The sequence below is a fragment of the Mesorhizobium sp. M8A.F.Ca.ET.021.01.1.1 genome (assembly GCF_003998025.1).
Lineage (GTDB): Bacteria > Pseudomonadota > Alphaproteobacteria > Rhizobiales > Rhizobiaceae > Mesorhizobium.
The window spans coordinates 1-14,712 of the sequence record NZ_RZSJ01000085.1 but is presented as its reverse complement, the minus strand read 5'-3'; the positions used below and the strand labels follow the sequence as shown (position 1 = coordinate 14,712).

The window sequence follows — 14,712 nt, the reverse complement described above, 5'->3', positions numbered from 1 at the left end:
GAACAGCGCCACCTGGGCATTGCGGGTGCGAGGCGACAGCGCGCCCAGAACCGCCGCCGCACCGCCCTGCTGGCGCCGGATCAGCTCGGCGATGGCGTAGACCTCGTCGGCGGAGAAGGCGACGATCGCGGTGCGCCGTGGCAGGCGCGTCAGTTTCTTGGAACCGGCATAAGCCAGATGCGACAGGCGCGGCCGCGTCACCACCGAGACGCCTTTCAGCAGCCGCTGGAGGATGCCGTGCATGGTGGCCGCGCCGAGCAGCAGCGTTTCCTGGCGACCGCGCAGATGCAGGATGCGGTCAGTGAAGATATGGCCGCGCTCGAGGTCGCCGGCCAGTTGCACCTCGTCGATGGCGACGAAGGCGGCGTCGGTCTCGCGCGGCATGGCTTCGACGGTGCAGACCGAATATTTGGCGCCCGGCGGCTGGATCTTCTCCTCGCCGGTGATGAGCGCCACCTTGTGGGCGCCAACTTTCTCGCAGACGCGCGTGTAGACCTCCCGGGCCAGCAGCCTCAGCGGCAGGCCGATGACGCCGGTTTCGTGCGCCACCATGCGCTCGATGGCGAGATGGGTCTTGCCCGTGTTGGTCGGCCCAAGCACGGCGGTCACGTCGCGGCCCGACAGGATCAGCGGCTCGGTATGTTTCTGCTGGATGTTCATCGGCTCGGAAATAAGGCTTTCTGGCCTCTCGTTGTCGGGAGCGTGCCTGGACGGCGCGTATGACAGCCGACACATAGGGATTTCGGGCGCGAAGCGAAAGCGGAATGTTCCGCCCGGGTTCCGAAGACGCCCGTGTCAGCCCGCAAATCAGTTCCTGCTTAACAGTTGGAACGAGTCTGGAACGAATCAGCGACGAATCGGTGACTCCGTCAGATTCAGCTTTTGTTCACGGCTAGATATGGATTTTGCGACCATGAGTCTCACCACATGCTGAATCAGAAAACTGGCCCGTTTTATGCTAGGCGAACCTCTCTGTTAACTTTCGCCTGTGAACGAGGTCGGGGGCTCGATGCGCACTGCTCAAGATTATGAAATTGTTAATCTTTCTGAATTGTGGGTTAAGAAACTATGGGTGATCTCGGCCTATTAATGTTAACTTCCGCTCAAAGCCGGAACGAATCGGCGACAAAACAGCGTCAGCGCTATTTTCCCTTTTTGTTCCCCCAATATCTTGTGTTGTGAACAGCTTATCCACCGAGAATCCACAGGCTTGCCCACAGGTTTCGCGCAGGCGCGCTGCCGCCATTAACCTTTGCGTGCCGGATTGGGGCAGCCGCTCGTAGCGAGGGGTTTTAGGCCCAGAGCATCACTTGAAAACGGACCGGTTTCCCGGTCCGTTTTCGCCCGTCAAGGCCGCTGGTTGGTGGGCAGGCGAAAATCAATGCCTAGACGAAGTACTGGCCGCCATTGGCGGTGAGGGTCGAGCCGGTGATGAAACCGGCATCCTCGGAAGCGAGGAAGACGACGCAGCGCGCGATCTCTTCCGGCTCGCCGAGGCGGCCGACCGGGATTTGCGGGATGATGCGCTCGTTGAGCACTTTCTCGTCGATCGCCTTGACCATCTCGGTGGCGATGTAGCCCGGGCAGATGACGTTGACGGTGATGCCCGCGCGGGCGCCTTCCTGGGCGAGCGCTTTCGAGAAGCCGATGTCGCCGGCCTTGGCAGCGGAGTAATTGACCTGGCCGGCCTGGCCCTTCTGGCCGTTGATCGAGGAGATGGTGATGACGCGGCCGAACTTGCGGTCGCGCATGCCGCTCCACAGCGGATGGGTCATGTTGAAGACACCGGACAGATTGGTGTCGATCACCTCTTTCCACTGCTCGCGCGTTATCTTGTGGAACATGGCGTCGCGGGTGATGCCGGCGTTGTTGACCAGTACCGAGACAGGGCCGAGGTCGGCCTCGATCTGCTTGATGCCGGCGGCGCAAGCGTCATAATCGGCGACGGACCATTTGTAGACCGGAATGCCGGTCTCGGCCTTGAATTTCGCCGCCGCATCGTCATTGCCGGCATAGTTCGCGGCAACCGAATAGCCGGCAGTCTTCAAAGCGATCGAGATGGCAGCGCCGATACCGCGCGATCCACCCGTGACGATTGCAACCTTGGTCATGTGTTCTCCTCCCGTTGGTCGGAGGAGCGAATAGGGAGTAGCCAATAGCGAATAGGGTTTGATGTCCCGCCGCGCTGAGGCCGTTCTTCCTTATTCGCTACTCCTGTTCGCTATTGGCTTGTTCAGATGGCTTCGACGCACATGGCGACGCCCATGCCGCCGCCGATGCATAGGGTGGCCAACCCCTTCCTGGCGCCGCGGCGACGCATCTCGAAGACCAGCGTGTTGAAGACGCGGGCGCCCGAGGCGCCGATCGGATGGCCGATGGCGATGGCGCCGCCATTGACGTTGACGATCGAGGGGTCCCAGCCCATGCCCTTGTTGACGGCGCAGGCCTGCGCGGCGAAAGCCTCGTTAGCCTCGACCAGGTCCAGATCGCCGACCGACCAGCCTGCCTTTTCCAGAGCGCGCTTCGAAGCGGGAATAGGTCCGGTGCCCATGATCGCCGGATCGACGCCGGCGGTTGCCCAGGACACGATGCGCGCGAGCGGGGTGACGCCGCGCCGAGCGGCCTCCGCTTCGCTCATCAGCAGCGCGCCGGCGGCGCCGTCATTGATGCCGGAGGCGTTGGCGGCGGTCACCGTACCGTCCTTGTCGAAGGCCGGCCTCAGCTTGGTCATAGCATCGATCGTGGCGCCGTGGCGGATGTACTCGTCCTGATCGACAACCGTGTCGCCCTTCTTGCCCTTGATGGTGAAGGCGACGATCTCGTCCTTGAACTTGCCGGCTTTCTGCGCGGCCTCGGCCTTGTTCTGCGAGCCCAGCGCGAACTGGTCCTGGTCGTCGCGGGTGATCTGGAACTGGCGGGCGACGTTCTCGGCGGTGTTGCCCATGTGGTAGCCGTTGAAGGCGTCCCACAGCCCGTCCTTGATCATGGTGTCGATCATCTTGTAGTCGCCCATCTTGACGCCGGCGCGCAGATGCTCGGCGTGCGGCGACAGCGACATCGATTCCTGGCCGCCGGCGATGATCACCTTGGCGTCGCCGGTGGCGATCTGCTGCATGCCGAGCGCGATGGCGCGCAGACCCGAGCCGCAAACCTGGTTGAGGCCCCAGGCGGTGGTTTCCTTGGGCAGGCCGGCAAGGATCGAGGCCTGGCGGGCTGGGTTTTGGCCTTGCGCCGCGGTCAGCACCTGGCCGAGGATGACCTCGTCCACCTCGGCCGCCTCGACGCCCGTACGTGACAAAAGCTCCTTGATGACGACAGCACCGAGTTCATGCGCCGGCGTGGCCGCGAAAGCACCGTTGAAGGAGCCGACGGCCGTGCGTGCGGCACTGGCGACAACGATGGAATTGGCAGAGGACATATTCTTCTCCAGACTTCGAGCTGTCATGTTTTCAGGCATTGTTGGCAACTTTTCTTGCCCTTTCCATGACCCAAGTCAAACCGGAAATCGGCATGGCGCCCATGCGCCGCAAGCAGGTCGCGCATCGCCGTGCCGGCGGACCGGGCGCTGCTGCGCAGCATATTTTGCCCGCTATGCAGCATAATATGATCCCGCAGTGCACAAACTGCTTGGAATTGTGGGGCTTTTGCGCATATCCTCAAAAAGGGCGCAATCGTTACCGGCTGCTTACTCAGGCGTGCCGGTGTCCGGGGAGGATGCAGATGGCCGCAAAAGACGACCCGATCATTATCAAGAAATACGCCAACCGCCGCCTCTATAATACGGGGACGAGCACCTATGTGACGCTCGAGGATCTGGCCGAGATGGTCAAGAAGGGCGAGGAATTCACCGTCCAGGACGCCAAGACCGGGGACGACATCACCCATCCGGTGCTGACGCAGATCATCTTCGAGCTGGAGAACAAGGACGGGCAGAACATGCTGCCGATCCCGTTCCTGCGCCAGCTGATCGCCTTCTATGGCGACCAGATGCAGATGATCGTGCCGAGTTTCCTCGAACAATCGATGATCGCCTTCTCCAAGGAACAGGAGCGGTTCCGCGAGCAGATGAAGGGGGCCATCGGCAAGTCGCCGCTGGACGTGATGAAGATGGCGACGCCGATGAAGGCGCTGGAAGAACAGACACGGCGCAACATGGAAATGTTCCAGAATGCGATGCGGCTGTTCACGCCATTTCCGCCGGCGGGTTCCGCACCCGCCGCGGCCCCTGCCGAATCGGCCAGGAAGGAAGCGCCGGAGAAACCCGACGATCTGCAGCAGCTGAAGGACCAGATCGCTGCCATGCAGCGCAAGCTCGACACAATGTCGTAAGGGGCGGGGTCCAGGCCAAAATCCGCCGGTGTCTTATCGGTCGATGGTCGACTGCCACAGGTCGCGGATTTCGTCGGGTAGCCCGTCCAATGGGCATCATGGGCGCAGGACACCAGGCTCCTTGCCCGAAGCGAAGGGCAGGTCCTCATCCTGCCAGCCTGAAATGCCACCGATCATGATCTTGACCGGAAGACTAAGGCTGGCCAGTTTGAAGGCCGCCCGATCCGCGCCATTGCAGTGCGGGCCGGCGCAATAAACCACGAACAGCGTGCCTGACGGCCATTTTCCCATCCGCTCGGCCGATATCTCGCGGTGCGGCAGATGCAGCGCGCCCGGTACATGGCGGCATTCATAGGCTTGCGGCGATCCGACGACGTGCAGAAGCACGAAGTCCGGCTCTCCGCCGCGCAGCGTCGCGGCGACATCGGAACAGTCGGTTTCCACGGAAAGCCGGCGCAGGAAATGGTCCCGGGCAATCTCCGGCGATGCCGCCGGTATGTCTGTCACATAGCTCATCAAATTTCTCCATCTCTGATGGAGCTGTTCTCCATCGCTGATAGGTCAGAGGTAGCGCAGCGAGCCGGGCGATTGCAGCTGGCAGCTTTGCCATATATCGTCAAGATCATGCCAAACATGTCGCTTGCCAGTCCGCCCCCTGCCAACCCGCTTGTCGTCGCAATCGCCTATGACGGGCTGTGCACGTTCGAATTTGGCGTGGCGGCCGAGGTGTTCGCCTTGCCCAGGCCTGAGATGGGCCCGGATTGGTACCGTTTTGCCGTTGCCGGCATAGACGCCGGTGAAATGCGTGCGATGGGCGGCGTGCGCATCCTCGCCGATGGCGGACCTGACTTGATCAGCGAGGCCGGCACGGTCATCGTGCCGGGATGGCGCGGTGTGGATTGTCCTGTGCCGCCTTTGCTGATCGACGCACTTCGCAAGGCGAGCGAGCGGGGTGCGCGGGTTCTTTCCATCTGCTCGGGCGTCTTCGTGCTTGCCGCGGCCGGCCTGCTCAAGGGCAAGAAGGCAACCACGCATTGGCGCTACGGCGAAAGGCTGAAGGAGCGGTACCCCGACATCACGGTGGTACCCGATGTCTTGTACATCGACGAGGGCAATGTGCTGACATCGGCCGGCAGCGCGGCCGGCATCGACCTGTGCCTGCATCTGGTTCGGCGCGATTTCGGCACCAAGGCGGCCAACATGGTGGCGCGCCGCCTGGTCGTGCCGCCGCACCGCGACGGCGGCCAGGCGCAATATGTCGAGAGCTCGGTGCCCGAACCTCACGAGCGCAGTCGGCTTGGACCGTTGATAGACAGGATGCGCGCCGACATTTCCGCCGACTATCCGGTCGCCACCCTGGCCGGGATGGCCGGGATGAGCGAGCGGACATTTCTACGCCGGTTCGCTGCCGCAACCGGCGTCACGCCGGCAAGCTGGCTCCTGTCCGAACGGCTTTCTCGGGCGCGTACGCTGCTCGAAGATACAAGCTTGCCGATCGACCGCGTTGCCGAGACGGCCGGATTTGGCGCGGCGGCGACGTTGCGGCATCATTTCCGCCGGCGGTTCGCCACGACCCCCGCCACATACCGGGCGCGGTTCGGGGCCAACGCCAACTCCGGCTGACAACGTCTCAGGCCATCACGTCAACAATCCCTCATAGCGGCCGCGCGGCCTGATGATGCTGCCGCTCACGATCTGTTCGACCATGTGCGCGGCCCAGCCGACGCTGCGTCCAAGCGCGAAGAGCTGGAACGGCGCATCGCGCGGCAGGCCAAGGCCGCGCGTCAGCACGGCAAGGGCAAAGTCGATATTCGCTGGAGCGCCGGTCGCGGCGATGGCGGCGGTTTCCAACGACCGCAATGTCTCGTCATTGTTGTCGATGGCCGTGGCGCGGGGATCGCCCTCGGGATAGAGTTGGTGGCCGAAACCCGGCAGCGGCCGGTCGTGGCCGAGCCAGCGCCGGATCGCGGCATCGGATCCATGACTTGCGGCGTCCTCCGCCAGTTGCATAACCGCCTCGCCGGCACCGCCGTGGCGCGGGCCGGACAGCGTCGCCAGGCCCGCGAGCAGGCACGCGGCGGGCGAGGCGCCGGTCGAGGCCGCGACGCGGGCCGCGAAGGTCGATGCGTTGAGTTCGTGATCGGCGAGCAGGACAAGGGCACGGCGGATTGCTTCCGCGCCATCATCGTCCACCGACCAGCCCCGTGCCAATCGCCGATGCACTGGTTCCGGTCCCGCCACGGCACCGAGGGCGCCGGCCAGCACGCCGATCGCGTGCGCCGCGTCGGCGCATAGCGAGGCGGCACTTCGTCCCAGCGAAGGCCGCGCCTGGCCGGCAAGCAAGGCGAGTTGCGCAAAGGCCGGGGCGCGGCCGATCTGGCGCGCCGCATCCGGCGACGGCGTTTCGAAACGGACGGGGCGAGGCAGAGCCCAGAGCAGCCCAGCGGTTTCTTCCAGCGTGGCATGGTCGGACAGCGCTGCGGCGTCCCGGCCTCGATAGATGAGGTGGCCGTGCCAGACGGTCGAAACCGAAGTGACAATCGACGGCTCGCCCCAGGCGATCGCGCTCTCGGCGATGGCCGACGGGCTGCGCCCTCGCGCCCTTCGCGTTGCCAGCGCCGCGATGTCGTCGGCGCGGTACTGGCTGCGGCGCGGATCGTCCCGATCCGGGCGCATGCCGATGCGTCCGCGGCTGACATAGGCATAGAGCGTCTGCGGCCTCACGCGCAGCCTTTCCAGCGCCTCTTCCCGCGACAGCCATTCGGACATTTGGGTCTCTGATATTGATTCTATTGATCAAGATTGATGGATATGGTGCTCACCCTTATCTCCCATCGGGAAAAGCTTCAAGGAGACAAGGCTATGGCGAATGGGCTCGATGATGTGGTGGCGGCCGAAACCGTGCTGTCCGATGTGGATGGTCTAGGCGGTCGCCTGACGATCCGGGGCCATTCGCTTGGGGAATTGGCAGGGCGATGGAGCTACGCCCAGGTCGTCCACCTGCTGCTGGACGGGTTCTTCGACGATCTGCCTGGCGATGCCGAACTGGCGGCAAAACTGGGTGAGGCTCGCGTCGAGGTGTTTGACCGGCTCGCGCCCGCGCTGCCCTTGCTGACACCGCTCGACATCTACAGCGCCATGCGTGCGGGCATGGCACTGCTGCCGGATGGCGAGACGCTGACGGACGCCTTGCGGCTGATCGCGGCGCCGGCGGTGCTGACGCCGGCCCTGCTGCGCCTGCAGCGCGGCGAGCAGCCGATCGCACCCGACGGCAAGGCGGATCATGCCGCCGACATGTTGAGGATGCTCAGGGGATCGGTTCCGTCGCCGGCCTTGGCCAAGGCGCTCGACACCTATCTGGTGACCGTGTGTGATCACGGGCTCAATGCGTCGACCTTCGCCACCCGCGTCGTCGCCTCGACCTTGGCCGGCCTGACATCGTCGGTACTGGCGGGCCTCGGCGCGCTCAAGGGACCGCTGCATGGCGGCGCGCCCGGCCCGGTCATCGATATGCTCGACGCGATCGCCGCGCATGGCGATGCGGCCGGCTGGCTGCGCAATGAGATCGCGCAGGGCAGGCGCATCATGGGCTTCGGCCATCGCATCTACCGTGTGCGCGATCCGCGCGCTGATGTGCTGAAAGCGGTGGTGCGCAAGCTGGGCGGCGAGGGCGGCACCGGCCGCCGGCTGGCTTTCGCCGAGACGGTCGAGCAGACGGCGCTCGAGGTGCTTCGGATCGCAAAGCCGCAGCGCTCGCTGCAGACCAACGTCGAATTCTACACAGCGCTTGTCCTGGAAGCGGCGGGCTTTCCGCCGCAAGCTTTCAGCAATGTCTTCGCCGCCGGGCGCGTTTCCGGTTGGGTCGCGCATGCGCGTGAGCAGCAGACCACCGGACGGCTGATCCGTCCGCAGTCACGCTATGTCGGGCCGGTGCCGGATCTCGTCGCCTAGCTCCAGTCTGCCAGGGTTCATGCCTGTTTCGAAAGCTACGGCCTCTCCGCTTTGCAGCGGAGGGGCTTTTTCGACATGACCGAAATTTCATGTGATCACGCGACCGTGTTCGTGTTCTTGCCTTGGTCCGTCCTTATATGCTGCACTGCAACATAAGCCGGCGACAGCTGCTTCCTTCCAATGACGTAGGGGCAGGCCGGCGCATCAGGATGACAGGAACGCCATGACGAAGAACGGCAAGGCGGAGGAAAAGAAGAAGATCAACATCGCGCTTCAGGGCGGCGGCTCGCACGGCGCCTTCTCCTGGGGCGTGCTCGACCGACTGCTGGAGGACGGCAGGCTGGAGATATCGGCCGTTTCCGGCACCAGCGCCGGCGCCATGAACGCGGTGGCGCTGGCTGACGGCTTTGTCCGCGGCGGAGTCGAGGGCGCGCGCAAGAAGCTGGACGATTTCTGGCATGCGGTGGCGGCGAAGGGCCGGTTCAGCCCGGTGCAGCGCATGCCGTGGGATGTTGCCTGGGGCAACTGGTCGATCGAGAACACGCCGGGCTATGTCTTCTTCGACACCATGTCGCGGGTGTTCTCGCCCTATGTCGCCAATCCGCTCGGCCTCAATCCGCTGCGCGACGTCGTCGCGCGGGAGATCGACTTCAAGAATGTCCGCGCCTGCAAGTCCATGGAACTGTTCATCTCCGCCACCAATGTCGAGACAGGGCAATTGCGGGTGTTTTCCGATGGCGAGATCGACCTCGATACGGTGATGGCCTCGGCCTGCCTGCCGCAATTGTTCCGTGCCGTCGAGATCAAGGGCGTGCCCTACTGGGATGGCGGTTATGGCGGCAATCCGGCGCTCTACCCGTTCTTCAAGACGGCGGCGACCGAGGACGTGCTTCTGGTGCAGATCAATCCGGTGGTGCGCGAGGGGACACCTAGAAGCGCCAACGAGATCCAGAACCGCATCGACGAGATCACCTTCAATGCCGGGCTGCTGCGCGAATTCCGCTCGATCGCCTTCGTCAAGGAACTGATCGCCGCCGGGCGTCTGCCGCATGGCGAATACCGCGACATCCGCATGCATCGCATCGACGCCGACGAGGCGTTCAAGGATCTGTCGGCATCCTCCAAGGTCAATGCCGAGTGGGCCTTCCTGACCTATCTGCGCGACCTCGGCCGCACCGCCGCCAGCGATTGGCTGGAGGAGAATTACGATGCGGTCGGCAAGCATGCAACGCTCGATCTTTCGGGCGAACTCGATGACGGGTTCAAGCCGATGCGCGGTCCCGCACCGGGCCGTCGGGTGAAGGAATTTCTCGCCGTTCGCAAGAACCCGGAGGCGGAGCGCCGTCGGGCCTGAACCTGACGGAACTGGCTTCAAGAGGGGGCAGCGTTTGCCGGCACTCGTGGCCAAGCTTCCGGAGCAGCGCCTGGTTCAGCGTTGGTGTGACAGCAACCTTGGCGTGCGGGAGAGCCGTCATCATGCTGACGTCTGTTGCCACTGACGATCGGATGGCGCCGGCCCCGGGGGCGTTCTGAGGCATCGGGCGCAACGCTCGATCCAGAATTGCGAATGGGACGAAACACACCCGGCGTTCTCGCGCCAGTCTCGCGCCGACCCCGTCGTCGCGCGTATCAGGACACGATGGGCGGGACGTAATACTGTCAGCGCATTGGTGTTTTCAGCATCTGGTTCGACCTCGGCGCATCGGGATCGGCACGCCTGATCCGAAGCAGCTGCCGCGCCTTTTCCCGAGCGATTCCAAGATCTTGGCCCGGCGTTGTGGTGCCGCAGCCCCTAGTCCCTCGCCGATAGCGGCGACGCGGATTGTCGGTTCGTGCCTGCACTTCAATCAGCGAAGCGAAGCGGATCGCGGCTCTATGCCGGAGACGGCCATGGCGATCAGGGCTGGTCGCCCGTCGCCTGCGTTTCAGGCCGGATCGTGAGCCGGCGGGCCGCTTCGTCAAGTAGACTGGCAAGTCACGAAGAACCGTTTCATGGCGGCCACAGCTTGTGCGGCTACGCAATGCTGCTGCAACTTTCGGACTATATTGCGGTGCAACTTTGATGTAGAAGCGCGCTCGCCGATCACGGCAATTTGAACCCGGTCAGGCGCGCACCCATATCGGCGACGCGCCCGCATCATAAGACGCGGTGCTGGCCGAACCCGCAGTGGAAAAATGACGATGCCTAAAATCAGGTTTCACAAGCTTGCAGCCATTGTTGTGCTCATCGGTTTCGCGGCGTGGATGGCGACAGGCGAGTTCTCATCGGTTGGCAGCGTAGCGGCCAACAAGGCCAAGGCAGCCGAGGTCGAGGGCAAGGCGCCGGACGCGAGCAAGCCGAAGACGGCGGAAGCCGAACCCAAGGCCACGCTGCGCACCGTCGCGGTGGTGACACCGCCGCGCAAGACCTATGCGCGCGCCATCCGCATTTCCGGGCTGACCGAGGCCGACAAGCGCGCGGTACTGGCAACCCGCGTTGCCGGCGTCATCGACAAGCTGCCTGTCAAGCAAGGCGATCACGTCAAGACCGGCGACCTTGTGCTGATGCTCGCCGCCGAGGAAAAGATCTCGATGGTCGACAATGCCAAGCAGCTCGTGGCGCAGCGCAGGGCCGAGCTCGATGCGGCCGAGCGGCTGGCCAAGACAGGTAATTTGCCGAAGCTGCAGCTCGACACCGCCCGCTCCAATTTGACCCAGGCGCAATCCCAGCTGGACACCGCGCAGGCCGAGCTCGACCGCAACGAAGTGAAGGCTCCGTTTGACGGCGTCATCGACCGGGTGCCGGTGGAACTGGGCAGCTCCGTCATGCAGGGCGGCGAGGTGGCCACCATCCTCAAGCTCGATCCGGTGATCGCGCGCGGCGAGATCAGCGAGCGCGACCTCGGCTATCTCAAGATCGGTGACAAGGCCAGCGTTCGGCTGGTCAGCGGCCAGACCGTCGAAGGCACCGTGCGCTATATCAGCCGCGACGCCTCGTCGGCGACCCGCACCTTCCGCGTCGAGATCGCCATCCCCAATGCCGATGGCTCGGTGCCGGCCGGCATGACGGCGGAAATCCAGCTCAGCGCGTTGCCGACCGACGCCGTGCTTTTGCCGCGCTCGGTGGTGACGCTGGGCGACAAGGGCGACCTCGGCATCCGCGCCGTGGGCAAGGACAACAAGGTGGCGTTCTTCCCGATCGACCTGGTCGACGACACGCCGACCGGTCTCGTGCTTGGCGGCATCCTGGCGGATGCGCGCATCATCGTCGCCGGCCAGGAACTGGTGAAGGAAGGCGATGAGGTTAAGCCCGTCGAGGCCGACCAGGCGACTATCAACAAGCTGATCGGCGATGCCACCGCCGGGACGCAGTAGCGCCGGCGCCGGCGCCGGGCCTTGCCCGGCGACAGCGTGTCCGTTCGCCACTCCCGAAGCCAACAGCAGGCATAAGTCATGGATATCGTCAGACTCGCAATCAACAATGCCCGCCTGACCATCTCGGTCCTGGTCTTCCTGCTGATTGCAGGCTGGGTCGCCTATCAGTCGACGCCGAAGGAAGCGGAGCCCGACGTTCCGATTCCGATGATGTATGTCAGCCTGATCTATCAAGGCATTTCGCCTGAAGATTCCGAGCGCCTTCTGCTGCGGCCGATGGAAAGCAAGCTGAAGAGCCTGAAAGGCCTCAAGGAGATGCGCTCGGCCGCTTTCCAGGGCGGCGGCTATGTGCTGGTCGAGTTCCAGCCGCAGACCAACCTGGCGACGGCGCTGCAGGATACGCGCTCCAAGGTTCAGGACGGCAAGGCCGACCTGCCGCAGGCGGCCGAGGAGCCCGTCGTCACCGAGGTCAACATTTCCGAATTCCCTGTGCTCGTCGTAACGCTGTCTGGCGAATTGCCCGAACGCGTGCTGGCGGCCGCGGCGCGCGAACTGCGCGACCGTATCGAGGAAGTGCCCGGCGTCCTCGAAGGCTCGCTGCAAGGCTCCCGCGACGATCTGGTCGAAGTCGTCATCGATCCGATGAAGCTGTCTTCCTACGGCTTGCAACTCGAACAATTGATCGGCGCTGTCGGCGCGTCCAACAGCCTGGTCGCCGCCGGCAACATCGAGGGCTCGCAGGGTAAATACGCCGTCAAGGTGCCGTCGCTGATCGAGACGCCCGAGGATGTGGCGGCACTTCCCGTGGTCGCCGGTCCCAATGCCGTGGTTCAGGCCAAGGACATCGCGACCATCCGCTCGACCTTCGCCGATGCCACGACGATCACGCGCCTCAACGGCAAGCCGGCCATCGCCATCGAGGTCAAGAAGCGCATCGGCGCCAATCTGATCGACACGCTGACCAAGGTCAGGGAGGTGTCCGACACCTTCGTCAAGACCATGCCCGAAGGCATGCACGTCACCTACACGCAGGACAAGTCGGTCTTCGTCAACCAGTTGCTCGGCGATCTGCAGAACCACGTGATGATCGCGGTGATCCTGGTGTTCATCGTCATCCTCTACGCGCTGTCCGGTCGAGCCTCGCTGCTCATTGGCCTCGCCATCCCGTCATCGTTCCTGATCGGCATCCTGCTGCTCGCCATGATGGGCTACACGATCAACATGATCGTGCTGTTCAGCCTGATCCTGGCGGTCGGCATGCTGGTCGATGATGCCATCATCGTCACCGAGTTCGCCGAGCGACGGATGAGCGAGGGCATGCCGAAGCAGGAAGCCTTCGCGCTCGCCGCCAAGCGCATGGCCGGTCCGGTCATCGCGGCAACGATGACCCGCATCGCCGCCTTCTCGCCGCTGCTGTTCTGGCCGGGGATCATTGGCGATTTCATGAAGTACATGCCGATCACGCTGATCGTCACGCTGTCGGCATCGATGCTCTATGCACTGGTCTTCGCGCCGACGCTGGGTGCGATCTTCGCCAAGGCGCCGCAGCATCACGAGGATGGCAATCGCGATGGCTGGTACATGGCTGTCGTCAAGCAGGCGGTGCGCTTCCCCATCACCGTGATGGTGCTCACCGTCGTCTTGCTGGCCGGCATCTTCGTCGGTTATTCGAAGTACGGTGCCGGCGTCGAGTTCTTCCCGAGCGTCGAACCCGATTACGGCCTGCTCTATGTGCATGCCCGCGGCAACCTTTCGCTGGCCGAAATGGATACCGCGACCAAGATTGCCGAAAACCGGCTGCTCGGCTGGCCGGGCGTGAAGTCGGTCTATACACGCGTCGGCAAATCCGACGGCGGTGGCCAGGACGTGCCCGAAGACGTCGTCGGCGTCATCCAGTACGAATTCATCGATTGGCGCGAGCGCAAATCGGCCAACGATATTCTGAACGACCTGCGTGGCGTCATGGCCGGCATTCCCGGCGTCGATGTCGAGGTTCGGGTGCCGGAAGCAGGCCCGCCGACCGGCAAGCCGATCCAGATCAGGCTCTCGGCCATCGATCCCAAGGGGCTCGACGAGAAGGCGCGCGCTGTCGCCGCGCGCATCGCCAAGGTGCGCGGTGTCATCGACATTTCCGATGGCTTGCCGCCGCCTGGCGTCGACTGGGCACTCGATGTCGACCGGGCCAAGGCAGCCCAGTATGGCATCAGCCCGACCTCGGTCGGGACGGTGGTGCAGCTCGTCACCAACGGCCTGAAGCTTTCGGAATACCGGCCCGCCGGCGCCGACAAGGCTGTCGACATCCGCCTGCGCTTGCCGGAGGACCGGCGCACGCTGTCGACGCTCGACGAGCTCAGGGTGCAAACCTCTCAAGGGTCGGTGCCGATCTCGAACTTCGTCGTCCGCAAGGCAAAGCCGAGCGTCGGCATCCTCAACCGCATCGACGGCGCCCGCACCGTGGTGGTGCAAGCCAACGTTGCCGCCGGCGCTCAGGTCGCCGCCGTGCAGCAGGAGGTCACCCAGGCCGTCACCGACATGAATCTTGGCAGCGGCATACGCTGGAAGCTGGCCGGCTCCAACGAGGACAGCGCGGAGGCCAGCGCCTTCCTCAGCAAGGCCTTCGGTGCCGCGATCTTCCTGATCTTCCTGGTGCTGCTGGCGCAGTTCAACAAGTTCACCAGCGTCTGGCTGGTGCTGTCCTGCGTGGTCATGGCGACGATCGGCGTGTTCCTCGGACTGCTGATAACAGGCGAGACGTTCGGCATCGTCATGTCGGGCATCGGCGTCATCGCGCTGGCCGGCGTGGTGGTGAACAACAACATCGTGCTGATCGACACCTATGACCGGCTGCGCGAGGAAGGCTGGGACAAGATGGACGCGGTGCTGCAGACCTGCCGCGAGCGTGCCCGCCCGGTGGTGCTGACGGCGGTGTCGGCCATTCTCGGCGTGCTGCCGATCGCCTTCGGGCTCGGGCTCGAAATCTTCCATCACGAGACGACGATCAACGCGCCGTCGACGCAATGGTGGATTTCGCTGTCCTCGGCGATCGTCTTCGGCCTGTCCTTCGCCACCATCCTGACC

General features: G+C 64.1%; 12 protein-coding genes. 6 read left to right on the top strand and 6 right to left on the bottom strand.

The features are described 5' to 3' along the window. The 4 genes from EOA36_RS09880 to EOA36_RS37215 all read right to left on the bottom strand — a co-directional run. Positions 1–660 (bottom strand): DEAD/DEAH box helicase (locus EOA36_RS09880; RefSeq protein WP_348629806.1); only part of this gene is annotated, 660 nt, incomplete at its 3' end. 725 nt (positions 661–1,385) lie between these two features. Continuing rightward, positions 1,386–2,111 carry an acetoacetyl-CoA reductase gene (phbB, locus tag EOA36_RS09875; RefSeq protein WP_127277284.1) on the bottom strand — a complete coding sequence of 242 codons (726 nt, stop codon included), beginning with the start codon at positions 2,109–2,111 and terminating at the stop codon, positions 1,386–1,388. A 122-nt stretch (positions 2,112–2,233) separates the two neighbouring features. After that, positions 2,234–3,418, bottom strand: coding sequence for an acetyl-CoA C-acetyltransferase (locus EOA36_RS09870; protein WP_127277282.1), 1,185 nt, complete (start codon positions 3,416–3,418; stop codon positions 2,234–2,236). A gap of 23 nt (positions 3,419–3,441) precedes the next feature. Next, positions 3,442–3,600: a hypothetical protein gene (locus EOA36_RS37215; RefSeq protein ID WP_167531411.1), complete on the bottom strand. Its 159-nt coding sequence runs from the start codon at positions 3,598–3,600 to the stop codon at positions 3,442–3,444. Between the two features lie 120 nt (positions 3,601–3,720). Between EOA36_RS37215 and phaR the strand changes: the two genes are divergently transcribed. Continuing rightward, positions 3,721–4,329: a polyhydroxyalkanoate synthesis repressor PhaR gene (gene phaR / locus EOA36_RS09865; RefSeq protein ID WP_127277280.1), complete on the top strand. Its 609-nt coding sequence runs from the start codon at positions 3,721–3,723 to the stop codon at positions 4,327–4,329. A 96-nt stretch (positions 4,330–4,425) separates the two neighbouring features. Here the strand turns inward: phaR and EOA36_RS09860 are convergent, their stop codons facing one another. Next, positions 4,426–4,845 (bottom strand): rhodanese-like domain-containing protein, encoded by a 420-nt coding sequence (locus EOA36_RS09860; RefSeq protein WP_127277278.1) that lies wholly within the window; start codon positions 4,843–4,845, stop codon positions 4,426–4,428. 108 nt (positions 4,846–4,953) lie between these two features. Here EOA36_RS09860 and ftrA point away from each other — a divergent pair, with 108 nt between their 5' ends. Further along, a complete protein-coding gene (ftrA, locus tag EOA36_RS09855; protein WP_127277276.1) occupies positions 4,954–5,952 on the top strand; it encodes a transcriptional regulator FtrA in 999 nt (332 codons plus the stop codon). Between the two features lie 15 nt (positions 5,953–5,967). Here ftrA and EOA36_RS09850 read toward each other — a convergent pair whose 3' ends face one another. Then, positions 5,968–7,098 carry a citrate synthase gene (locus tag EOA36_RS09850; RefSeq protein WP_127277274.1) on the bottom strand — a complete coding sequence of 377 codons (1,131 nt, stop codon included), beginning with the start codon at positions 7,096–7,098 and terminating at the stop codon, positions 5,968–5,970. 93 nt (positions 7,099–7,191) lie between these two features. Between EOA36_RS09850 and EOA36_RS09845 the strand changes: the two genes are divergently transcribed. The 4 genes from EOA36_RS09845 to EOA36_RS09830 all read left to right on the top strand — a co-directional run. Then, positions 7,192–8,280, top strand: coding sequence for a citrate synthase/methylcitrate synthase (locus EOA36_RS09845; RefSeq protein WP_127277272.1), 1,089 nt, complete (start codon positions 7,192–7,194; stop codon positions 8,278–8,280). A gap of 223 nt (positions 8,281–8,503) precedes the next feature. Next, positions 8,504–9,634: a patatin-like phospholipase family protein gene (locus tag EOA36_RS09840; protein WP_127277270.1), complete on the top strand. Its 1,131-nt coding sequence runs from the start codon at positions 8,504–8,506 to the stop codon at positions 9,632–9,634. Between the two features lie 827 nt (positions 9,635–10,461). Then, a complete protein-coding gene (locus EOA36_RS09835) occupies positions 10,462–11,634 on the top strand; it encodes an efflux RND transporter periplasmic adaptor subunit (RefSeq protein ID WP_127277267.1) in 1,173 nt (390 codons plus the stop codon). Between the two features lie 78 nt (positions 11,635–11,712). Next, the coding region (locus EOA36_RS09830) for an efflux RND transporter permease subunit (protein ID WP_145969138.1) at positions 11,713–14,712 on the top strand (3,000 nt) is incomplete at its 3' end.

Excerpts from the sequence above, each read along its gene's own strand:
- ftrA (WP_127277276.1), top strand. The coding sequence starts at position 4,954 with ATGCCAAACATGTCGCTTGCCAGTCCGCCCCCTGCCAACCCGCTTGTC.
- phaR (WP_127277280.1), top strand. The coding sequence starts at position 3,721 with ATGGCCGCAAAAGACGACCCGATCATTATCAAGAAATACGCCAACCGC.
- EOA36_RS09870 (WP_127277282.1), bottom strand. The coding sequence starts at position 3,418 with ATGTCCTCTGCCAATTCCATCGTTGTCGCCAGTGCCGCACGCACGGCC.
- EOA36_RS37215 (WP_167531411.1), bottom strand. The coding sequence starts at position 3,600 with ATGCTGCATAGCGGGCAAAATATGCTGCGCAGCAGCGCCCGGTCCGCC.
- EOA36_RS09840 (WP_127277270.1), top strand. The coding sequence starts at position 8,504 with ATGACGAAGAACGGCAAGGCGGAGGAAAAGAAGAAGATCAACATCGCG.
- EOA36_RS09850 (WP_127277274.1), bottom strand. The coding sequence starts at position 7,098 with ATGTCCGAATGGCTGTCGCGGGAAGAGGCGCTGGAAAGGCTGCGCGTG.
- phbB (WP_127277284.1), bottom strand. The coding sequence starts at position 2,111 with ATGACCAAGGTTGCAATCGTCACGGGTGGATCGCGCGGTATCGGCGCT.
- EOA36_RS09845 (WP_127277272.1), top strand. The coding sequence starts at position 7,192 with ATGGCGAATGGGCTCGATGATGTGGTGGCGGCCGAAACCGTGCTGTCC.
- EOA36_RS09860 (WP_127277278.1), bottom strand. The coding sequence starts at position 4,845 with ATGAGCTATGTGACAGACATACCGGCGGCATCGCCGGAGATTGCCCGG.
- EOA36_RS09835 (WP_127277267.1), top strand. The coding sequence starts at position 10,462 with ATGCCTAAAATCAGGTTTCACAAGCTTGCAGCCATTGTTGTGCTCATC.